At 51.9% G+C, this 22,207-nt stretch carries 21 protein-coding genes; 10 read left to right on the top strand and 11 right to left on the bottom strand.

What is annotated here, in order from left to right; genetic code table 11:
• The 7 genes from fba to L855_RS04635 form a co-directional block, all read right to left on the bottom strand.
• Nucleotides 1-1,080 carry a class II fructose-bisphosphate aldolase gene (gene fba / locus L855_RS04610; RefSeq protein ID WP_159784770.1) on the bottom strand — a complete coding sequence of 360 codons (1,080 nt, stop codon included), beginning with the start codon at nucleotides 1,078-1,080 and terminating at the stop codon, nucleotides 1-3.
• A 348-nt stretch (nucleotides 1,081-1,428) separates the two neighbouring features.
• On the bottom strand, nucleotides 1,429-2,178 hold the full coding sequence (locus L855_RS04615; protein ID WP_159784773.1) for a DUF561 domain-containing protein: 750 nt from the start codon (nucleotides 2,176-2,178) through the stop codon (nucleotides 1,429-1,431).
• Nucleotides 2,179-2,217: 39 nt separating this feature from the next.
• Nucleotides 2,218-3,381: a glycosyltransferase family 4 protein gene (locus L855_RS04620; RefSeq protein ID WP_159784776.1), complete on the bottom strand. Its 1,164-nt coding sequence runs from the start codon at nucleotides 3,379-3,381 to the stop codon at nucleotides 2,218-2,220.
• Between the two features lie 34 nt (nucleotides 3,382-3,415).
• On the bottom strand, nucleotides 3,416-4,579 hold the full coding sequence (locus L855_RS04625; RefSeq protein WP_159784778.1) for a glycosyltransferase family 4 protein: 1,164 nt from the start codon (nucleotides 4,577-4,579) through the stop codon (nucleotides 3,416-3,418).
• Between the two features lie 47 nt (nucleotides 4,580-4,626).
• Nucleotides 4,627-5,595, bottom strand: coding sequence for a hormogonium polysaccharide biosynthesis glycosyltransferase HpsE (gene hpsE, locus L855_RS04630; protein ID WP_159784781.1), 969 nt, complete (start codon nucleotides 5,593-5,595; stop codon nucleotides 4,627-4,629).
• 40 nt (nucleotides 5,596-5,635) lie between these two features.
• Nucleotides 5,636-5,881: a hypothetical protein gene (locus L855_RS21680; protein WP_246198730.1), complete on the bottom strand. Its 246-nt coding sequence runs from the start codon at nucleotides 5,879-5,881 to the stop codon at nucleotides 5,636-5,638.
• A gap of 4 nt (nucleotides 5,882-5,885) precedes the next feature.
• Nucleotides 5,886-6,584, bottom strand: coding sequence for a glycosyltransferase (locus L855_RS04635; protein ID WP_246198731.1), 699 nt, complete (start codon nucleotides 6,582-6,584; stop codon nucleotides 5,886-5,888).
• A 41-nt stretch (nucleotides 6,585-6,625) separates the two neighbouring features.
• Here L855_RS04635 and L855_RS04640 point away from each other — a divergent pair, with 41 nt between their 5' ends.
• Entirely contained in the window at nucleotides 6,626-7,867 is a 1,242-nt protein-coding gene (locus L855_RS04640) for an FGGY-family carbohydrate kinase (protein WP_159784784.1), read from the top strand.
• A 64-nt stretch (nucleotides 7,868-7,931) separates the two neighbouring features.
• Here L855_RS04640 and L855_RS04645 read toward each other — a convergent pair whose 3' ends face one another.
• From L855_RS04645 to L855_RS04655, 3 genes are all read right to left on the bottom strand, one after another.
• Entirely contained in the window at nucleotides 7,932-8,291 is a 360-nt protein-coding gene (locus L855_RS04645) for a nucleotidyltransferase family protein (RefSeq protein ID WP_219729867.1), read from the bottom strand.
• Nucleotides 8,292-8,431: 140 nt separating this feature from the next.
• Nucleotides 8,432-10,129, bottom strand: coding sequence for a ShlB/FhaC/HecB family hemolysin secretion/activation protein (locus L855_RS04650; RefSeq protein ID WP_246198732.1), 1,698 nt, complete (start codon nucleotides 10,127-10,129; stop codon nucleotides 8,432-8,434).
• 204 nt (nucleotides 10,130-10,333) lie between these two features.
• On the bottom strand, nucleotides 10,334-10,957 hold the full coding sequence (locus L855_RS04655) for a TenA family protein (RefSeq protein WP_159784787.1): 624 nt from the start codon (nucleotides 10,955-10,957) through the stop codon (nucleotides 10,334-10,336).
• Nucleotides 10,958-11,374: 417 nt separating this feature from the next.
• Here L855_RS04655 and L855_RS04660 point away from each other — a divergent pair, with 417 nt between their 5' ends.
• The 3 genes from L855_RS04660 (at nucleotide 11,375) to uvrA (ending at nucleotide 16,175) form a co-directional block, all read left to right on the top strand.
• Complete coding sequence (locus L855_RS04660; RefSeq protein ID WP_159790960.1) at nucleotides 11,375-12,127, top strand: PEP-CTERM sorting domain-containing protein; 753 nt, start codon at nucleotides 11,375-11,377, stop codon at nucleotides 12,125-12,127.
• A 279-nt stretch (nucleotides 12,128-12,406) separates the two neighbouring features.
• Nucleotides 12,407-13,033: a PEP-CTERM sorting domain-containing protein gene (locus tag L855_RS04665; RefSeq protein WP_159784790.1), complete on the top strand. Its 627-nt coding sequence runs from the start codon at nucleotides 12,407-12,409 to the stop codon at nucleotides 13,031-13,033.
• 241 nt (nucleotides 13,034-13,274) lie between these two features.
• Nucleotides 13,275-16,175, top strand: a complete 2,901-nt coding sequence (gene uvrA / locus L855_RS04670) for an excinuclease ABC subunit UvrA (RefSeq protein WP_159784793.1) — start codon at nucleotides 13,275-13,277, stop codon at nucleotides 16,173-16,175.
• A gap of 51 nt (nucleotides 16,176-16,226) precedes the next feature.
• Here the strand turns inward: uvrA and L855_RS04675 are convergent, their stop codons facing one another.
• Nucleotides 16,227-17,039: a hypothetical protein gene (locus L855_RS04675; protein ID WP_159784796.1), complete on the bottom strand. Its 813-nt coding sequence runs from the start codon at nucleotides 17,037-17,039 to the stop codon at nucleotides 16,227-16,229.
• A gap of 56 nt (nucleotides 17,040-17,095) precedes the next feature.
• Between L855_RS04675 and L855_RS04680 the strand changes: the two genes are divergently transcribed.
• The 6 genes from L855_RS04680 to L855_RS04705 all read left to right on the top strand — a co-directional run bounded on the left by L855_RS04680 (nucleotide 17,096) and on the right by L855_RS04705 (nucleotide 22,187).
• Complete coding sequence (locus L855_RS04680) at nucleotides 17,096-17,320, top strand: hypothetical protein (RefSeq protein WP_159784799.1); 225 nt, start codon at nucleotides 17,096-17,098, stop codon at nucleotides 17,318-17,320.
• A gap of 2 nt (nucleotides 17,321-17,322) precedes the next feature.
• Nucleotides 17,323-18,333: a tryptophan--tRNA ligase gene (gene trpS / locus L855_RS04685; protein ID WP_159784802.1), complete on the top strand. Its 1,011-nt coding sequence runs from the start codon at nucleotides 17,323-17,325 to the stop codon at nucleotides 18,331-18,333.
• A 99-nt stretch (nucleotides 18,334-18,432) separates the two neighbouring features.
• Entirely contained in the window at nucleotides 18,433-19,341 is a 909-nt protein-coding gene (locus L855_RS04690) for a methylenetetrahydrofolate reductase (protein ID WP_159784805.1), read from the top strand.
• Between the two features lie 62 nt (nucleotides 19,342-19,403).
• On the top strand, nucleotides 19,404-20,552 hold the full coding sequence (aroC, locus tag L855_RS04695; protein WP_159784808.1) for a chorismate synthase: 1,149 nt from the start codon (nucleotides 19,404-19,406) through the stop codon (nucleotides 20,550-20,552).
• Nucleotides 20,553-20,615: 63 nt separating this feature from the next.
• Nucleotides 20,616-21,470: an MBL fold metallo-hydrolase gene (locus L855_RS04700; RefSeq protein WP_159784811.1), complete on the top strand. Its 855-nt coding sequence runs from the start codon at nucleotides 20,616-20,618 to the stop codon at nucleotides 21,468-21,470.
• Nucleotides 21,471-21,560: 90 nt separating this feature from the next.
• Nucleotides 21,561-22,187 (top strand): PEP-CTERM sorting domain-containing protein, encoded by a 627-nt coding sequence (locus tag L855_RS04705; RefSeq protein ID WP_159784814.1) that lies wholly within the window; start codon nucleotides 21,561-21,563, stop codon nucleotides 22,185-22,187.
• Nucleotides 22,188-22,207 lie beyond the last annotated feature (20 nt).

Below are 22,207 nucleotides of genomic sequence, written 5' to 3' on the forward strand. Positions count from 1 at the left end.
CTACGCAGAAACCGCAGACTTGGTTTTCGCAGCCAATTCACCACTGGCATACTTCGCCGCAAACTCATCGAGAGGAATTTGCTTGATTTTGGTCGCATTACCAGCCGTACCGAAGGCATCATAGCGTTTGGCACAGACTTGCTTCATGTACTTAATCGAAGGCTTCATGAAGTGGCGAGGATCGAAGTTGGAGGGATCCTTCGCAGCCGCTTCCCGAATAGCGGCAGTAATCGCCAAGCGGTTGTCGGTGTCGATGTTAACCTTGCGAACACCGCTCTTGATGCCTTTTTGAATTTCTTCGAGAGGCACACCGTAGGTTTCGGGGATAGCACCACCGTATTGGTTAATCATATCCAGCCATTCCTGAGGAACGGAGGACGAACCGTGCATCACCAAGTGGGTGTTGGGGAGACGGCTGTGGATTTCTTCAATGCGGCTGATTGCTAGAATTTCACCAGTGGGTTTGCGGGTGAACTTGTAAGCACCGTGGCTGGTTCCGATGGCAACCGCGAGAGCATCGACTTGAGTGCGCTCAACGAACTCAACGGCTTCATCGGGATCAGTCAGGAGTTGCTCACGAGTCAAAACACCTTCGGCGCCGTGGCCATCTTCTTTGTCGCCTTTACCGGTTTCGAGGGAACCGAGGCAACCGAGTTCACCTTCAACGCTGACACCAACGGAGTGAGCTACGTCAACCACAGTTTTAGTGACATTGACGTTGTACTCAAAGCTAGCAGGGGTTTTGGCATCCTCTTCCAAGGAACCATCCATCATGACGCTGGTAAAGCCATTGCGGATAGCAGAGTAGCAGGTGGCGGGGCCATTCCCGTGATCTTGGTGCATCACGATGGGAATATGGGGGTAGGTTTCTACCGCAGCCATCACCAGGTGACGGAGGAAGTTTTCACCAGCATACTTACGGGCGCCGCGAGAAGCCTGAAGAATCACGGGGCTGTTGGTTTCGTTGGCAGCCTCCATGATTGCCAGGATCTGCTCCATATTATTGACGTTGTATGCGGGGATACCGTAACCGTTTTCCGCTGCGTGGTCGAGCAGCAGACGCATGGGGACTAATGCCATAAAAGTTCTCCTTTTTCCTGTTAAATTTTGCTTTTTGTAGCTAGTCTCTCGTGAACTAGCCCATCGAATACAATAATCTTAAGATATATTTCACACTTTGGCGATCTATTTTGATTGCTAAATTTAGTCAAACCTCCAGACAGGCGATGGTCACTCTAAGGGTTAGAGTCGGGCAATCCCCCAGCAAGGGGGCGATCGCGCCTGATAATAATTAACAATCCTGCTGATAAAAAATTTTGATAAGCCTCAGGAAATGCCGATAAATTGAAGGTTTCCTGAGGCTTCACCCGGCGGCCAGTTCACGCACAACGGCCGCCAGAGTCGGAGTGAGGTGAACTTAGATGCGGATTAGATGCGGACGACGGGATGGTTAACTCCCTCAAGGGCCTCAACGAGGCCCCGCACAGCGGCGATGGCCTCAATCTCACTTTCGAGGCGGTTAACAGCCGATCCCACGCCTACACCAGCGGCCCCCGCTGCAATAGCCAGAGGTGCGGTGACATTGGAAATCCCGGAGGCGCAGAGAACGGGAACCGACACTGCTCGAGAAATCTCAGCAGCGGCGGCCAGGGTGGGGGCCGCTTTCTCAATCAGGCCCAGGGTTCCCCCATGGCTAGGTTGGCTACTGGTTCCCCCTTCGGTTTGGATTAAATCGGCCCCAGCCTCAACCAAGGCTTCTGCCAGACGGACTTGTTCATCGAGGGGCAAGATATGGGGAACCGTCACCGAGAGGGTAATCTCAGGCAGAAGGGCGCGGGTGGCCCGAGTCAGTTCCAGCACTTCGGGGGCTTCAAAGCGACGGCCTTGGGCGTAGAAGGCGTCAAAGTTACCAATTTCAATCAAATCAGCCCCAGCAGCGACGGGTTCGAGGAAGTCCTCAGCAACCACAGCGGAAACGCAGATAGGTAAGTCAGTCAGGGATTTGGCTAAACGCACCAACTCGGCATCCGCTGCGATATCCAGGAACGTCGCCCCCCCGAGATGGGCCGCTTTTACGGTGCGGGCCACGGACTGGCGATCGAAGTTGGTCAGTCCAGCAATGATTTTCAGCGCCTGGCCGCGACGAAGGCTATCTTGGAGACGTGCAAGCATGGTCATGGAAAGCTCCTAATTCAGACAATGTTGACCATTTTGCCATCAAACCCACCCCTCAAGCTGATGGGCCAAGGTGGCGGCCCCTACCTGCCAATTAAGACGCTGTTCAAACTCCTGTCTAGCGGTTTGGGCTAAATCTTGATAGCCGCCCTCCTGTAAGAGGCGTTCAATCCAATTGCAATAGTCCGCTGCTGTGGCGTCGAGGGGAAAGCGTTGGCCGTTGACACCCTGACGTACAACAGTGGGGATTCCCCCCACGTCACTGGTGAGAACAGGAACCCCGAAGGCGTTGGCTTCACAGAGAACATGGCCGTAACATTCGGCCCGCGAGGGAAGTATGAGGAAGTGAGACTCCCCTAAGAGGCGATCGAGGGTGGCGGCGTCTTGGGGCTGTTGACGGTTGAGAAAGCCCAAACTCTGGACGAAAGAGGGGACGGGGTGGGGCGGTTGACAGCCCACAAGCGTTAGTTCGGTGGGATAGCCCCGCTGATTGAGTTCCTGGGCCACCGCTAGGGCCATATCTCCCCCTTTGCGTTGCCAATCTACCCCAATAAAGAGGAGTTTACAGGGTTGCTTGGGGCGCGATCGCCGCCAGGCCTCGACTTGGGCTGAGGTAGGAACTTGGGAGAGATTGGCCCCGAAGGGAATGACGTTAATTTTGTCTGAGGGAAGTTGATAGGCCTCCCCGGCGATGTCGGCGGCCCACTGGGAGGCAAAAAAGAGCCCCCGACACCGTTGATAGGCCCGTTTATCCAAATCATAGAGTTGTCGCCGACTGGCGGAACAGAGGTTTTGATAGCCGGGATAGTGGTCAATTAAACCGGCGTAGGAGGTATCTGTCCAGAGGGCGATGGGTTGGTTGAGGTTGAGGTAGGCAATGAGGTTACTGTCGGAGGTTAGGATAATGTCTGGGTTGAGGCGATCGCACTCAGTTTGAAGTTGTTGTCCATAGTCACGGGTAAACTGGGGTTCGGTCCAAGGGAGATAGGTTTTCTGAAAAAGTTTATGGTAGCGGCGTTTGAGTTTGGGGAGAAGGGCGCTGTGTTCTCGCTGTTTGTTGAGATGATGAACTGAAATAACGCTGTGATGGTGGTTTAGGGCGTCAAAGATGGCTCGGCATTTTTGTCCATGTCCGAGTTTGTTACGGGGTAGGGTTTGGGGATTGAATTGGGTTAGGTTAAATTCGGTAAGATAGGCAATTTTCATAGGGGGAGGGGGAAGGAGAGGCGGAGGCTAGGGTTTATAAGGATTTGAGGATGTTGAGAAGGGATTGACAGGCGCTGTCCCAGTTTAATTTTTTTTGATAGTTTTTTAGGGATTTTATAGCAGTTTTTTTATAATTTTTTGCATCTTTAAACATCTCTAGTATTAAGCTTCCATAAATTTGAGTTGATGTGTTTTTGGGAAAAATCCACCCTGTTTCTTCGTGCTTAACAATCGTGGATATCCCACCTGTATCATGAGTAAGGCAGGGGAGTCCAAATCCTTGGGCTTCGCAAAAGACATGACCATAGCTTTCGGCTTGAACTGGTAATACAAAAAAATGAGAGTTAAGAAATAATTGTTTTAATTGTTGATACTGTTGGGGATTGTCTTTATTTAAATAATCAAAATAGCGAAGATGGGGAGATTCGTCTAAAATCTTTTCGGGAATCATTCCGGCAACATTTAATTGTGTTTCAAGACCATGTTGATTGAGCCATTCAGTCACCGCTAAGGCGATATTTCCTCCTTTGCGTTCCCAATCGACGCCAACCCATAATAATTCACAGGTTGTTTGAGAGCGTTGGGCTATTGCTCCTCGGATTTCTCCCTCATCGGGCATCTCAGACCAATTCGCCCCCCAAGGAATTACCTCTACTTTAGATAAGGGCAGTTTGTAGGTAGAAATTGCCTGATTAGCCGCCCAATCTGAGGCATAAATCACCTTGTCACAGCGGTCAAGGGCTTGTTTCTCAAAGGAATAGACATTGCGCCGCGTTTCTCGACAGAGATGACTCATGTAGGGATAATAGTCAACCAAGGCGGATAACGGGGCATCGGTCCAGAGAACCATCGGCTTTTGGGGTTTTAAGGTAGCAATGGGTAACACATTTTCCGCCGCCAAAATTATATCATAGTCAATTTGACCAAGTTTCTCCTGAACTTGTAGCCCATAATCCCGCACAATTCCCGGTTCCACCCAACGATAATAATCACGCTGTTGAACCTTATTATAAAACTCCCACTTTAACTTCGTTACCAGAGAGCGTTTTTTACTTAATCCCCCCACATAATCTACCTGACAGCCCAAATTTTGCAGAGTTTGAGCCATAGCAAATCCCGCCTGACATAACCCCAACTGAGTCGGGGGCCAACTGCGGCGATCGCCCACATCATACATCGTCGTAAACGCCACTCTCATCGTCCCTCTGTGTCCTCCGTGACTCTGTGGTTCTCAACCAATCCCTCTCAAATATAAAAGGGACTTAATAAACGGCCAATCCTCTCCTGAAACTCACAAGCCCTCGCCACATCTTGAGCAAAACTCCCAGAATTCTTGAGATAATAGCGTCCTAACTTTAACCCATCCGAGAGTAAATAGAGAGGCATCAAAACCTGTACCTTCCCCCCCAAACGTGCAATCCGCAACGCATGATTTGATAAGCCCGCCGTGCGAGAAATTTTCAATAAATAGTCTCGTTCTAAACGAGATGGGGGTAAATGATGCCAAATTTCCATCTTGGGATTATGCCAAATCTGCCAATCACTGTTTTGGATATAAAACAGAGTTTCCAAATCCTCACAAGCCCCCACATAAGTTTGTCCCGCCTCATCTCGCCCCTGTAACAACAATTTTTCGGGAACACACTCGCGCCAGGCCTGTTTACGAATCACCGAACCGGGTGCAGCGGGAACAATCCGGGGTTTGGCGGTGCGGGCATAACAAAAGGGGCGATCGCCGCGATTATAGACCGCTAAACGCAGCTTAACGGCGTCAAAATAGTCGGGAGGAGGGGCATCGAGTTTAGCATGGATAATCCCCCCGTAGGCGCCAATTTTGGGGCGATCGCGGTTCCCCCACGCTTCGCGATCGCAGCCGAATTGAAACGCCTCCTTCACCCAAGTTTCACCGGGCAAATTATCATCATCGAGAAACCCCACCCAGTCCTCGCTGGCGGCTTCTTCCATAGCCCGACGACGGGCGTAGGCAGTTCCCTGTCGTGGTTCCAACAGCCATCGCAAACGGCTATTCTCCGGCGCACGACTGGCCCAATCATATCCTTGAACCACCTCAGCGGTGCGATCTCCACTATTATTATCTACCACCAACACTTCCCAGGATATCTCCTCGGTTCCCTGCTGTCGCGCCAAGGCGTCTAAGACTTGGGGAACTCGCTGTTCTCCGTTATAAGTACAAATGGCGACGGTAAAATCCATGGAATATTTGAGAATTGAGCGTTGAGACTAGATCAATGAGTTAGTTTGGCGGGGTGTTGGAGAAGTATTGCCTCCAGAAGAAAATGGGACTGGTAAGACAAGCGATGTAGAAGCGGAGTTCGGCTTGGGCAACGATATCCTCTTGCAGTTGGCCGCGGTGGCGTAACAGATGACGGAGAATGCGGCGGCTGTCGTTGAGACTGTAGGCGATGAGGGCCAGGGGGCGCAGAATCGGGGAAAAACTCAGCATTCGGGTTCGATACCGACTCAGGCCAATTCCCCGCATGAGTTTATAAAGATAGTCCGGTTGCAGTCGCCAGGGGGGAATAAGGTGATGAACCCGTAACTGGGGGGCGTACCAAATCCCAGTGATGCTGTTGCAGGTGAACTAGGGCTTCTAAGTCTTCGGAAGCTAGGGCCATGTTGGTGGTACGGCCGATTAGGGTTAATTGCTGGGGAACGGAGGTTAACCAGGCTTGGCGACGCACCACTAATCCGGCCCCTGGGGGAAGCAGTCGTTTTTCGGGGGGATAGGGCCTGGCGTCGGGGCCGCGATCGGTGATGGCAAGAAAGGGGGCGATGCGATCAAAGTTGGGGGGCGGTTCGATACTATAGTCGGGGAGAATACGACTTCCATAGGCCCCGACGTTGGGGTGTTGTTGTCCGAACGCCACCGCTTGACGAATCCAGTCCCTATCAGGGAGATTGTCGTCGTCGAGAAAGCCCACGAGTTCCCCTTGGGCGGCTTCGATCGCCCGTTGGCGGGCAAAGGCAAGTCCCTTTTGGCCTTCTCGGATCACTCGTAGGGGGAGGCGATCGCGATATCCGTCGCAGACTTGGGGCGTTGCATCGGTACTGCAATTATCGATAATCAGGAGTTCCCAGGTTATCGAATCCGGGGTATCTTGGGCGCAATCGCAGAGGCGATCGAGAACTCGTGGTACGCGAGTTTCGCCGTTATGGGTACAGATGGAGATCGTTAAATCCACAATATCGTCATGGAAGGAACGGAAAGGAACGGAGATTCAGAATGGGATATGTACTTGGCGTTGATTTTGGCACATCTGGGGTGCGGGCTATCCTGGTTGACGAGGCAAAAACCCCAGTTTGGCAGATACGAGTTCCGTTGGAACAACAAACCCCGGCGGCTTGGTGGATGGGGTTGTCTACCGTTTTAGATCAGATTTCAGAGGATTGGCGGGAGGGACTCCGGGCGATCGCCCTCAACGGAACCTCAGGAACGGTCCTGCTGTGCGACGACAGGGGACAACCCATCTCTGACACCCTACTCTACAACGACTCCCGCGCCAATTCCGTCTCCCCAGAGGTTAAACAGCGAGTTCCCCCCCATCATCCCGCCGCCAGTAGTACCTCCAGTTTTAGTAAACTGATCTGGTTTCGTCAGCAATCGTCTCTCCCGCCAAACACCTATTTTCTCCATCAAGCGGACTGGTTAAGTTTCCGACTCCACGGAAAACTAGGAATCAGTGACTATCACAACAGCCTGAAACTCGGCTATGATCCGCAATCCCTGAGATATCCAGACTGGATTCCCCAAGATACGCCGCGCCTTCCCGAGGTTGTCGCCCCTGGAACGGCCATTGGAACAGTTACCCCAGACATCTCCCAACGCTTTCACCTACCCCGCCACTGTCGGGTTCATGCAGGAACCACCGATAGTATTGCGGCGTTTCTGGCCAGTGGGGCCCATCAGCCGGGGGATGCTGTCACCTCCCTCGGATCGACGTTAGTCTTAAAACTTCTCAGCTGTCAGCGCGTTGATGATGGCCGCTATGGAGTCTATAGCCACCGTTTGGGGAATTTATGGCTCACGGGAGGTGCATCGAATACTGGGGGGGCGGTTCTACAACGGTTTTTCTCTGAGGCCGAGTTACAGGAGTTGAGCGATCGCCTCCCCAGGGGCCCCAGTTCTCTAGAGTATTATCCTCTCTTGCAACCGGGGGAACGGTTCCCCATCAATGACCCTAACTATCCCCCACAATTAGACCCCAAACCGGACAATTCCCTAGAGTTTCTTCACGGACTTCTCGATAGTATGGCCCGAATTGAAGCTGAAGGCTATGAACGGTTACAGAACCTGGGGGCAACGGAACTACAACGAGTTTACACCGCTGGAGGTGGGGCAAAAAATTTTGCTTGGATGCGCCTACGAGAGGTACGCCTGGGAGTTCCGGTGACGCGTTCTCTGGAGACTGAAGCTGCCTATGGAACGGCGTTATTAGCCCTGCGTTCCAGTCTCAATTCGCCTTGAGAATTCCTATAAACAGGCTGTCAGCTTCGGCAAAAGCCCTAGACATTCGCCGCCAAATCTGCGATTAAGAGGCGTTTTTGGGGGTCGTCCACAGGATTCCTGTTTCGCGAATTTTATGGGAAAAATGGCACTTTCTTAATTCTATCACATCCACATCCCGATTCATATCAGTCATCAGGAAACTAATCATCAAAAACATCCCTTCGGGATCGACCTGTTCTACAGCAATATCGATATCAGAATGAGGCTGAAACTGATAGGGACGAGTCAGAGATCCAAAAATATAGGCTTGCTCAACTCTGTAGGTTTCAGCATGGTCATTTAGCCAGTGTTGAACGGATTTAAGAACCTCCTGTCGCTGATTTTCGTTCTGGGTTGCCCGTTCCTTGAGTATCTGATCGAGTTTGTCGGTATTAAAACTCATAATGTCCTCTCTAAAAATGTCAAAACTTACATCTGAACGGGTCTTCAGATAATCGGCTAAAATGAGATACATTTTTGGGGCAAAAAAACCACAACCCATTATCCCCACAGCTAAGGTTTTAAGATGATTTTCTGTTGTCTCTAAAATAAATTATATTCTATGGAGAAATAAATGCCATTACCCTGTAGGGAGTCGCCCCGATCGCCCACTCCCACTAAAGGAATCCCCCAATCGAGAGTCGCTGATAAATCGGGGTTAACATCCCAACGGAGTCCAACTCCAGTTCCGACGAGGGTTTGAGGCGTGGGAACCTCGCGATCACCCCCCAAATTCCAGACGGTTCCTACATCTAAAAACGGAGCAATTTGTAAGGTTCCCAAGCCTCCGGGGTCTTGAATCAGGGGATAGCGAAACTCCACAGATGCAATCACCCCACTATCGCCAACCCGTTGATTTTGAAGATAACCACGAACGGTATCGGGGCCGCCAATGCCAAACTGGGAAATGGGAAGCAAGGGATCAGTGGATAATTGGCTGGCGACACGGGTAATCAGGAGAGTGTCTGGGGAGAGCGATCGCACCCATTGGAATTGTCCCAGCCAAGCGAAAAACTGCCCATCGGGGTCATCTTGATTCCGGGTTGCATTAAACGCATCGAGTCCCAGACTAACCTGCGATCGCGCGGCCACCACTTCAGCGGGGGAACGAGAGGACCATTCCTGGGTGAATTGTAAAACGGTTAAATTGGAACGACCCTGTTGGGGACCCTCAGAAAAGGAAAAGGGGTCATCCTCAGAGATAAAGGTGCGCGATCGCTCGATTCCCAACGACAGGCCCAGCCGAAACTGATCATTGGGAGTTTCCCAGATTGGATGAGACAGGCCCAACTGCCAGTTTTCCTCAGTCGAGCGGATTCCTAAGACATTAAAGGGCCGCTGCACCACCCGCGATCGCCCCCGCCTATAAAGAAGAGAGAGACGAGTATTCTGGGAATTGAGAGGAACCTGATACTCCATCCCCCCCTCCCGCACCCCTTCAGTGATGCCAAATTCTCCCCACAGAGAATCGCCAATCCCCAGGGGACTGTGAAACTCCAATTGTGCGGAGGGACGAATGGAACCCACATTGGGCGAATTACGATTGGCTAAGCGTAACCCCCCTTGAAAGGGAGAGGCTTCTGTTAAATTGAGCCGTAACTCACTCAAGCCTGGGGCCCGTCCCGCCACTAATTCCGCCCGCACTGAGGCGATCGCCGGATCTTGTTGTAGCAGTTGTAGGGCCCGTTCCAACTCCGGTAGACTTAAAGGAGGCTCCGCCGCGCGACCAATCCGGCGGCGAATATAGCCCTCCGACAAGCGGCTTACCCCTGCAATCGTCAGCCGATCTAAGCGTCCCTCCACCACCTGAACTTGCACTACCCCATCGGTGACATCTTGGGGAGGAATAAAGGCACCCGACGTGGTGTAACCATTCTCTACATAGAGGTCGGTAATCTGGGTACGTAGGTTGATTAAATCTTCAAACACCAGCGATCGCCCCTCATAGGCCTCGGTGATGGGGGCCAACTCCTCAGCCGAGAAGACGGTGTTACCTAAGACCTGAATCTCCCGCACCTGAATCTCTCCCACTGCCTCTGAGGGCCCCTCTCGGTCTTCAGGAGGGCCCAGGGGAGGAACTAAAATCTCGGGACTCGGGGGAGGGAGGCGATCGGGAAGTGGCGGTAACTCGGGGGATTGGGGTGGGGCCGGTTGAGCAATCGCCCGGCCCTCCCCCAGTCCGGCGGCGAAGATTCCCGCCATCCCCATCCATCCCAGCCAGAACCAACAGAGAAGTTTCATGGAGTATCGCCGAAGGGACAACTAGAACAACGGATAATGAGAATTGAGAGAGATATTTCTGAGCGGGCAGGACAAGGCGTTCGCGAAGCGTGCGGGAACCGCAATTGGCTAGATCACAGGTTTTGTTGTTATCCAAGGGCCAAGGTGAAGAATCGGGAGAATCCTCTGCGGACTAGCCAAACCTCCTAACGGGATTGTATCCCGTTAGGAGGTTTGGACAAATGCCATCTGCCAAAACGCTTGCTCCTGACGAGCCACGTCCTGAAAAACCGCCTCCGCTTGACGCTGAACGGTCTCTGATGCCTCGGCTAGGCTTTCGTCTGCTTGTTTTTCCAAGTATTTAACATAGTCTGTAAATCCTGGATTGCCCCACCGTTGGGCAAACTCATCATAGGGAGACACCATTGCACCCGGCAATTGCCAACCCTGATTATAGGCGAGTTCGATCGCCCATAAGGCTGTGGCTTGCACTGCATAGGGTTGTACGGACCAACTGGCCAGCAACTGACAATAGGTCTCACAGGTGGTTTGAGGGGGACTGTCTAAGCTTAAGCCTCGTTCTGCGGCTTTGTTACGAAACCAGGCTAACTCATCCTGGATCGCGTTTAATCCCCCCAACAGGATATCAAAATGAGAAACCGGGGCCGCTGCTAAGCCATTGGCTAGAAAGCGAGTGAACTCCGTGACGAAGATGTAATCCTGGATGAGCCAAGTGTTGAACTGATGGGGTTCGATGGTTCCCGCCTGACAGCGATCGAGAAACGGATGACGGGTGGCGTCCCGCCAGAGGTCAGGATAGGTTTCCAGAAGTGTGGCACAAGTGAGCATGAGGATATCGATCTGGGTAATGGGCTTTTCCTCACGGTATAGAGTCGCCCTCCTCCTTGTCTATCCCTAAAAGGCGTCCCGGCTATAGATCAGTATTAATGTCAGATTAATCTCAGCATTCTTAAGGAGAGCATCTCTGGGGGGAGACCAGGGGGTGCAGGGCGATCGCCTTCCCCCATCACGCTCTCGTCACGTTTCGGTCGGATTGGGTCACAGAATCGCTTTACGTAATATTACACAAAGACCCGGAGTCCGCTTATCTTTACACTTTCTATATAAAACCCGAGGTTTCCAGGTTTTTTTTTAAAGCCTTTGTAAAGATATCCGTAAAAATACCCCAGTTCCAGGGGCAGTGGTTATAGTGGAATCAACAAGCATCTCAGTATAAATACGCAAGAATCTAAAGAGGAACCGATCATGAAAACGATGACAACATTAACCCAAAAAACCTTGACCCTGACCGCCGGGGCTGCCATTGCTCTTGGTGGACTGGTGGTAGGAGCCAACCCGGCCGCAGCTGTTACTTTCGGTCAGTCTAACGACTGCGCTGAAGTTCCAGGTGACCCTCATGCTCAGGAATGTTCTTTGCAAACGCTCTTGAATGATGCAACTGTGAGTGGCCCGGGCATTGATGTAGTAGGTGATATTTCAACAACTGATACATTCAATTACAGCTCTATACTTTCCACCCTGATGTTTGAAGTTGCGGGGTTCTCTGATCGAAATACGTTTGGAGTTTACTCCGTCGCTGATCCGAGCGTCAAGATTCAGATTTTTGACGGCCCCGATAGCCCAACCACCTCGAAAAGCCTGACCGAAGCCCAGATAGCGGCGTTGGGCGGTGGTTCCTTCGGATTCTATTTGACGAATCCTAGAAATGACACATTCTACACGCAAAATCACCTCAACTACGGTGGTAACCAACATGCCTTGGTTTATGAAGGAAATGGCAGCAAGTTTGATGTAAACGGAACGCTTCTAAAATTTGGACTGGGTGACTTTATTATCGCCTTTGAAGATCTCAAAGAAGGTTCAAAATATGCAGACTGGGATTACCAGGATATGGTGGTTCACGTCAGCACAAAGGATGTTCCTGAGCCTTCTCTTCTCCTGGGCTTAGGTGCAATGGCTGGCTCTCTCTTCGCTACCCGCAAACGCAAAAGCAGCTAGTTGATGTCCTCTGACTATTAGTTGGGTCATCTGCTGAAACCTCCGAATCTTCATGCTACGTTGCGGTTTATTTTGGCGAGCGTTCTTCTGGGACGGTCGCCAAAATTTATGGAATTATAGAAAAGAAATAAGAAATGATAACCTAAACCAGGAATCAGACATTATAAATCCCGAAAATAAAATCGGCAAAATTTAAATATTTTATCCAAAACCCCCTTGAAATTCCCAGGTAACTTTTGGCAAGATCAGAAGTGTTGCTAAAGAAGAGCTTAAACACTTATGACTTTGCGCTATCCGTTAAGCCTCGCCACCCTGTCCTTATCCCTAACAGGACTCTCGATGCTTATTCCCTCCCAAGCAGAAGCGATCACTTTTAGTGAAGGAGGAGAGTTTAGCGGCTTTATCGAAGCCTTAGAAGTTGATACTCAGGTGACTGACTCATCCGAGTTTCGCTTCGCTGATGGTGATGGGAATTACCAGGATATTGGTGATTATGGCGAATTTGGAATTGGAACAGCAGATGGAGTCTTCGCCCCCTACGAGGATGAAGTCGGACTGATTCAGAGTGTTGACTTTGAGGATGCTGATGATGGTATATCGGGGTTCCTAGCATTTGAATCGAATGATAGTCCCTTGTCCTCATGGTCCTTTGATATCACCGATAATGTGGTTATGACTCCCGTCGCTGACGATGGTTTGCATGTGTCGGCTGATGGGGTCTTCCAAGGGCCAGAAGATGAAGCATCTGGGAACTTTACCCTAACCACACAGGGTGACGGAGAAACAACAGCTAGTTTTAGTTCCGATGTCGCCGTTCCTGAACCCACTGGATTATTAGGTTTAGGTGTTGTCGCCGGTGTCATGGCTGGCCTCCGCAGATGGACGAAAACTGAGGAATCTGGCTAGTACAGATTCACTCAAACGGGGCAAACATTGCCCCGTTGCACCTTTGAACTCACACTGGCAGAGTCCCACATCTCTTAGTAAATTTACTGATTGCCCGTAAATTCACTAAATACCGTAAAATTACTGATTTTCTTAAGCTTGTCTCCCCTGAAAATCCAGGACGATCGCCCAATCTCCGGCCCAACCTCACCATCGAGGAAACCCTTAGCGTAGAATGTTAAGGGTTGTATCAAAGGTCGGTATGGCACGGCGCGTCAAATCCAGCAAATCCTCCTCAACGTCCTCCCCCAACGGACTCTCCCCCAAACTCGAAGATGTCATTCGCATTCGGGGGGCGCGTCAACATAACCTCAAACAGATCGATCTCGATCTCCCCCGCAATCAACTCATCGTCTTTACAGGAGTCTCCGGTTCCGGGAAGTCTTCCCTAGCCTTCGATACTATTTTCGCTGAAGGACAACGGCGCTACGTGGAGTCCCTCAGCGCCTATGCGCGTCAATTCCTCGGACAACTCGATAAACCCGATGTTGAGTCTATCGAAGGCCTCAGTCCCGCCATCTCCATCGACCAGAAATCCACCTCCCATAACCCTCGGTCCACTGTCGGAACCGTCACCGAAATTTACGACTATCTGCGGCTGCTGTTTGGTCGCGCCGGCGAACCCCACTGTCCCCATTGCGATCGCTCCATCGCCCCCCAGACCATCGACTTCATGTGCGATCGCATCCTGGACCTCCCCGAACGCAGTAAATTTCAAATCCTGGCCCCCGTCATCCGAGGAAAAAAAGGGACTCACAAAAAACTCCTCTCCAGCCTCACCTCCCAAGGCTTCGTCCGGGTTCGCATCGACGGCGAAGTTCGCGATCTCTCAGACCACATCGAACTGGACAAAAACCAAATTCACGACATCGAGATTGTCGTAGACCGCCTCATCTGCAAACCCGGACTCCAAGAACGCCTCACCGACTCCCTGGCCACCGCCTTAAAACAGGCCGATGGGGTGGTCATGATTTCGGCCCAACTCCCCGACGAGGACCGTCCCCAAGAAATTCTTTTTTCCGAAAACTTCGCCTGTCCCGAACATGGCGCTGTCATGGAGGAACTCTCGCCGCGCCTGTTTTCCTTCAACTCCCCCTACGGGGCCTGTCCCGCCTGTCACGGCTTAGGGAGTTCCCGCACCTTCGCTCCAGAACGGGTCATTCCCGATCCCAACGCCCCCGTTTACAGTGCGATCGCACCCTGGTCTGACAAAGACAACAGTTACTATCTCTCCGTCCTCTTTAGCGTCGGCCAAGCCTTCGACTTCGAGATCAGTACCCCCTGGAACCAACTCACCCCAGACCAACAACAGATTCTCCTCTACGGCTCCAGTGACCCCATTTGGATTGAAACCGACTCCCGCTATCAAGAAAACCGGGGCTACTACCGCCACTTTGCCGGAGTCCTGGCCATGTTGCAACGCCAATATGAGGAGACCTCCTCGGAACAAGTCAAAGACAAACTCGAACAATATCTCGTCGACCAAGTCTGCGAGGTCTGTGGCGGAAAACGCCTCAAACCCGAGGCCCTAGCTGTTCGCATCGGTCAATATAACATTACCGACCTGACCGGAGTGGCGATCGATGAATGCTTAAACCGGTTGGCCCAGATGGAACTCAGCCCTCGCCAAGCTCAAATCGCCGAACTGGTCTTGCGGGAAATTCGCGATCGCCTCCAGTTCCTCCTCGATGTCGGCCTGGACTATCTCACCCTCGATCGCTCCGCCACCAGTCTCTCCGGGGGCGAAGCCCAACGTATCCGCCTCGCCACCCAAATCGGCTCGGGCCTAACGGGAGTTCTCTATGTCCTCGACGAACCCAGCATCGGACTCCACCAACGAGACAACAGTCGTTTACTCAAAACCCTCACCAAGCTACGAGATTTAGGCAATACCCTCATTGTCGTTGAACATGACGAAGACACCATCCGCAGCGCCGATCACCTCGTCGATATTGGTCCCGGCGCGGGAGTTCACGGTGGGGAAATTGTCGCCCAGGGGGATTTAACTACCCTTCTCAACGCCAAAGACTCCATGACCGGGGCTTACTTATCCGGACGACGCAAGATTGAACCTCCCGAAGAACGGCGATCGGGAAATGGCCGCATCCTCCAACTCAAGGATGCTCACCGCAATAACTTAAAGCATATTGATGTGGAAATCCCCCTCGGGAAACTGGTCTGTATCACCGGGGTCTCAGGGTCTGGAAAATCCACCTTAGTCAATGACCTCTTTCACCCAGCTCTCCAACATCATTTAACCCGAAAAGTTCCCATGCCTCAGGGGTTAAAAACTCTACAAGTCAAAGGAAGTAAAAAGAAAAATATCAAAGATATTGTTGACAAAGTTATCGTCATTGACCAATCGCCCATTGGACGAACCCCACGGTCTAACCCAGCCACCTATACCGGAATTTTTGATAGCATCCGCCAGGTCTTTGCCGAAACCATTGAAGCCAAAGCCCGAGGCTACAAACCCGGTCGTTTCTCCTTTAACGTCAAAGGAGGACGTTGTGAAGCCTGCGGCGGTCAAGGAGTAAACGTCATTTCCATGAATTTCCTGCCCGATGTTTATGTACAATGTGATGTCTGTAAAGGGGCGAGATATAATCGGGAAACCTTACAAGTAACCTATAAGGGTCATTCCATTGCCGATGTTTTAAATATGACCGTTGAAGAAGCGTTAGGCGTGTTTGAAAACATCCCCCGCGCCGCCAGTCGCCTACAAACTCTCCTAGATGTTGGCTTAGGTTATATTCACCTGGGACAGCCAGCCCCCACCCTCTCTGGAGGAGAAGCACAACGAGTCAAACTCGCTTCAGAACTCTCCCGCCGCGCCACAGGAAAAACCCTCTATCTGATTGATGAACCCACCACCGGCTTATCGTTTTATGACGTTCATCAACTTCTAAACGTCATGCAACGTTTAGTTGACAAAGGCAATTCGATTCTGGTGATTGAGCATAACTTAGATGTGATTCGCTCAGCGGATTGGCTCATCGATTTAGGACCCGAGGGCGGCAACAAAGGGGGACAAGTGGTCGCCGTTGGCACTCCAGAAATGGTCGCCCAAGTTCCAGACTCTCATACTGGAGCTTATTTGTAGGAGGTGACTTTTTCTACCACAACCCCCTCGGCGTTTGATGAATCAGGGTGTCTATCGGAGAAAATCCTCAATTTCATCGGCGATCGCCAACTCATCTCGTTCGGCTCTCATCTGATGGTATTGGGTAATATTAACGGTTTTACCATTCTTTAAACGGAGAACGAGGCGGTAGCTGTTTCTATCTTTGAGACGGACTTTCTCTTCAACAAAGGTACGATCAACACTAAGGAGATGATACCGTTCTACGCTTTGGTAAAGCAAGCCTTGTCGTTGAATGATAAAGATTTTTTTCCTTTTGTCAAACTCACAGTGAACTGCTCGCTCCAAGAACACTAGGGAGCTGACTGCCCCCAAAAAGCCAAGCAGGAAAAATCCAGAGGAGAAGGAACTCGAGCCTGTATCAACGATCAACTCCGATCGCGTCGGCTGATTGACAAAGCTATTAACTTGACTCGCCAACTGCTCTTGGGCACGACGACTCCTCTGCCAATTGGGGGTTAGGGGAATCTCTTGCGCGTCTACATCCAACATGACCTGATATTCAGTGTGGCTGCCACCACGACTACTATAGCGGCGCCTCTGGCTGGCAACCCGAGCGCGCTGTAAATTGTCTAGGGGAAAGGTCTGGAAATCTCCCCCTCTCAGAAGCGTCAGCAGATTGATGCGCGACAGTCGACAGCGGTCGGTTAGCTCACTGCCATTCGTAATCCCGATCGCATAGCGATTGCATTGAAAACGAGTGCTGGTACTCCAGCGAATCGTTGCCCCTAGGCAAAATACCATCATGCTCAAAGCCGCTAGCCAAGGTCTCCAAGGGATAATCGTGATGTGGAGTTGATCGTCTGTGGGAGTGCTAACTGACATCGGTTGGCTCCGGAAAACGCGGACAGCTCAGCAAACTGGGTACAACACCTCTGAAGATGAATCTCATCCCCGTTCACCAATTCCAGGTTGCCGCCATCCTAACGGCTTTTCTCGGAGATGACCAATCTCAGCCCCTATCGGGGACTGTATGGACGACCATCATGCCCTGGACTGTCCGGCTTGGACGCTTCTATGCCGCAGCGATCGCGCAATATGTCACACTAGAGGATGTCGAAATATTAAGCATTCGCGACTCGACAGTTCACGGATATCGCAAGTAGTCATGGGAAAACAGCGCATTCTTTCGGGGGTTCAACCCACCGGAAACCTCCATCTGGGTAACTATCTCGGTGCCATTCGCAACTGGGTCGAGGTGCAGCAGGAATATGATAACTACTTCTGCGTCGTCGACCTTCACGCCATCACCGTCCCCCATGACCCCACAACTCTGGCGGAGAATAGCTACAAAATCGCCGCCCTCTACCTAGCCTGTGGCATCAGCCTCGACCATGCCAACATCTTCATCCAATCCCACATCAGCGCCCACAGCGAACTGACCTGGCTGCTCAACTGCATCACCCCCATTAACTGGCTTCAAGGGATGATTCAGTTCAAAGAAAAAGCCCTCAAACAAGGAGAGAACGTGGGAACCGGACTGCTGGACTATCCAGTGCTGATGGCCGCCGATATCCTCCTCTACGATGCCGATAAAGTCCCCGTTGGCGAAGACCAAAAACAACATCTGGAACTGACCCGAGATCTGGTCATCCGTCTCAATGACCAATTTGGCAGCCCCGACCATCCAGTTCTGAAAATGCCCGACCCTCTCATCCGCAAGGATGGGGCCCGCGTCATGAGCCTAACCGATGGAACTAAAAAGATGTCTAAGTCTGATCCCTCCGAACTTAGCCGTATTAATCTATTAGACGACCCGGATACCATCGCCAAGAAAATCAAAAAATGTAAAACCGACCCCATGCGCGGCCTAGAATTTGACAATCCCGAGCGTCCTGAATGCCAAAATCTCCTAACCCTCTATCAACTCCTGTCTGGCCAAGACAAAGCCAGCGTCTCCCGGGACTGTGCGTCCATGGGCTGGGGACAATTCAAACCCCTACTGACGGAAACCACTATCGAGGTTCTACGTCCCATTCAACAGACCTATGCTCAGGTCATGGAGGATAAGGGCTATCTTGAATCAGTCCTTAAAGAGGGTCGCGAACAAGCCGAATCCGTCGCCCAGGATACCCTTAGCCGCGTCAAAACCGCCATGGGCTTCTCAAAACCCCTCTAGCTCAGATATCGTCCCCTCTAAGCCGTTTTTGCGGGCGTACCGATTCTGGAACGCCCCGACCTTTGTACTGTTGCCTTTTGCCTTTCTTACCCCTATCCTATGTCCCGTCTTCGTAGCGCCATTCAGGCCGGAGAATTTCTGATCACCGCTGAAGTTGCCCCGCCCAAGGGGGGAGACCCCACCCATATGCTGAAAATGGCAACCTGTCTCAAACGGCGGGTTCATGCCGTCAACATCACCGATGGCTCTCGGGCGGTGCTGCGGATGTCCTCCTTGGCCGCCTCGGCTTTGCTGGTGCAATATGGCATTGAGCCAGTGTTTCAAGTGGCCTGCCGCGATCGCAACCGTATCGGCCTACAAGCAGACTTGATGGGGGCCTACGCCCTGGGGATTCGCAATGTTCTGGCCCTCACAGGAGATCCCGTGAAAGCGGGAGACCATGAACAGGCCAAAAGTGTCTTCGACCTGGAATCGGTGCGACTCCTACAAACCCTGAACAAAATGAATCGGGGCCTGGATTTCAACGATCGCCCCCTCAGTGACGGTAAACTCGACCTGTTTGCTGGAGCGGCCGTCGATCCTCAATTGGCGAGTTGGTCAGGCTTACAACGCCGCTTTGAGCGAAAAATTGCTGCCGGGGCCGAGTTCTTCCAGAGTCAACTGATTTCCGACTTTGACCGCCTAGAGAAATTCATGAGCCAAATTGCAGCCAAGTATGACAAACCGATTCTGGCCGGGATTTTTCTCTTGAAGTCGGCCAAAAACGCCAAATTCATCAATAAATATGTCCCAGGGGTTCACATCGGCGAAGACACCATCGATCGCCTCGACGAAGCCGCCGATCCCCTGCGAGAAGGGATGGCCATCGCCGCTGAACAAATCCAACAGGCCCAACAGCTTTGTCAAGGGGTTCACCTGATGGCCATTCGCACCGAACATTTAATTCCCGAAATTCTAGATATGGCGGGGATTCCCCCTATTTCTCGTCCCTCATCCCTGGCACGCTAACATCAAAGGGGTTTAGGAGTGTTAAGATACAAGGGTTCTACTCCAATAAGAAGTACCAGATCGTGGGTAACAGTTTCGGACATCTGTTTCGGGTCACAACCTTTGGCGAATCTCACGGCGGCGGCGTTGGAGTCATCATTGATGGCTGTCCGCCCCAACTTGAAATTTCTGCCCAAGAGATTCAATTTGAACTCGATCGCCGTCGTCCGGGACAAAGTAAAATCACCACCCCTCGCAGGGAAAGCGACATCTGTGAGATTCTCTCAGGGGTGTTTGAGGGGAAAACTCTAGGAACCCCAATCATGATCCTGGTGCGTAACAAAGACGCGCGATCGCAAGACTACAACGAGATGGCGGTCAAATACCGTCCCTCCCATGCCGATGCGACCTACGACGCCAAATATGGCATCCGCAACTGGCAAGGCGGTGGGCGCTCCTCCGCTCGTGAGACCATTGGCCGTGTGGCGGCTGGGGCGATCGCCAAAAAGATTTTAAGACAGGTGGCTGGGGTGGACATTGTGGCTTACGTGAAACAGGTTCACGACCTGGAAGCCCAAGTGAACCCAGACAGCGTTACCCTCGAAGATGTGGAACAGAACATGGTGCGATCGCCCGACCCCGACTTCGTAGAGCGAGCCATTGCCGCCATCGAAGCCGCTCGTAAGCAAGGCGATTCCCTCGGCGGTGTTGTCGAATGTGTTGCCCGTGGCGTGCCGAAAGGCTTAGGAGAACCGGTCTTCGACAAACTCGAAGCAGATCTCGCCAAAGCCATCATGTCCCTCCCCGCCACCAAAGGCTTTGAAATTGGCTCTGGCTTTGCCGGAACCCGGCTCACCGGCCATGAACATAATGATGAGTTCTACGCCGATCACGAAGGAAACATCCGCACCCATACCAACCGCTCCGGTGGCATCCAGGGCGGAATTAGCAACGGGGAAGCGATCGCCATTCGCGCCGCCTTTAAACCCACTGCTACAATTCGGAAAGAACAACGTACCGTGACCCGCGATGGTCAGAACACGGTTTTAGCCGCCAAGGGCCGACATGACCCCTGTGTTCTTCCCCGCGCCGTACCCATGGTCGAGGCCATGGTGGCCCTGGTTCTCTGTGACCATCTGCTACGCCATCAAGCCCAATGTGGAACCCTCACCGCGGCCACCCTGAGTTCTCCCACGAACTTCCCTGCCGCTGTGGGTCCGACGACCTCCTAACCTCGGTGTGCACCTCTCCATTGCCCTTGTCCCCCTGTCCCCAAAACGTCTCCCGAAACGTCTATGGAACCAGCCACCTCTTCTGAATTTCTCCTGAAGTTCTGGGGCGTTCGCGGAAGTATTCCGACCCCCGGTCAGACGACAGTACGCTATGGCGGCAACACCTCCTGTGTCGAAATGGAAATTGGGGGCAGACGCATCATTTTTGATGGTGGGACTGGGTTGCAAGCCTTGAGCAAAGACTTGATGCGGCAACTTCCCCCGGAAACCTATATGTTGTTCACCCATTACCATTGGGATCATATTCAAGGGTTTCCCTTCTTTACCCCCGCCTTTGTCAAAGGTCATTGTCTACGCATCTATGGAGCGGTACCCGAAAACGGCGAGTCCCTGGAAAAACATTTCATGGAGCGGGTGTTACATCCCAACTCCCCAGTTCCCTTGGCAGGGTTACGAGCCGATATGAAGTTTGTCGATCTCATCTGCGGTGAACCTTTCGAGTTGGGGGATATCTATATTGAGACAACCCGCCTCAACCACCCCAATACCGCCATGGGCTATCGAGTCAGTTGGCAAGGCCATTCCGTCTTTTATTGCACCGATACCGAACATTTCCCAGAGGGCCTCGATGAGAATGTGATGAAATTGGCCCAAGGGGCGGATGTTCTCATCTACGATGCCATGTACACCGACGAGGAATATCATAATCCCAAGTCTCCCAAAGTCGGCTGGGGGCACTCCACCTGGCAGGAAGGGGTCAAAATTGCTAAGGCGGCCGGGGTCAAGACCTTGGTGATCTTTCACCATGAGCCGGGTCATACGGATGACTTCTTGGATCAGTTACAGCTTGAAGTCTGTGAGAGTTTCCCGAATGCTGTACTTGCCCATGAGGGTATGATACTTACAGTGGGATCTTAATCAGTTCCTGTTTCCTTGAGTATTCAGCTTTGCTATTTAAAGTCAATGACGATACCTTGTAGTCCGCTCCCCAGGATCGTGATGGGGACGATGGTGCTGTCGAGTTTCCTGGGAGCCTCGGCCGTTAACGCCCAAACCCTGTACCAGAGCGTTGACACCCTTCCCTCAGATGGGATGTTTGAGGCCTTTGACCTCAGTTTGGGGTCTCTCACCGATGTTATCTTCACCTATAAGATCCGCTTTGATAGTACTTGGTCGACGCTTTCTGAATGTAAGTCTCAAGGGGGTCGGCATGATTGTATCGTCTCTTGGGACTTTGGCATGGAGGGGGTCAATGGCTTTGAGGGACTCTCCGATGATCTCGGTGGCGTTTTCACCGTGGATGGGTTGAATCAATTTGAAAGCCGTACCTTTAGCGGAAGTATCAGTTTTAACAACCTGGATGATTTCCTGGGAACTCCGGGCGATCGCGTTGGAGGAGTGGCTGGAACCTTGGTTGATGGAAATATCGGCTACGTCGAATATCCCCAAATTAACGGCAAGCACCTGCTGAATGGCCTCAACTGGTTCGTAGAAAACACCCTCACTTACCACTATCAACCTCATGCAACAGATCCTGAGGTGTCGGACCCAACTCAGGTTCCTGAACCCTCACTGTTGTTGGGTCTGATGACGTTAGGGTTAGCCGTTGGGGGATGTCGCTCCCAGAGAGGTTAATCGTTGTAGTTGCCCTGGGG

The sequence above is a fragment of the Sodalinema gerasimenkoae IPPAS B-353 genome (assembly GCF_009846485.1).
GTDB lineage: Bacteria > Cyanobacteriota > Cyanobacteriia > Cyanobacteriales > Geitlerinemataceae > Sodalinema > Sodalinema gerasimenkoae.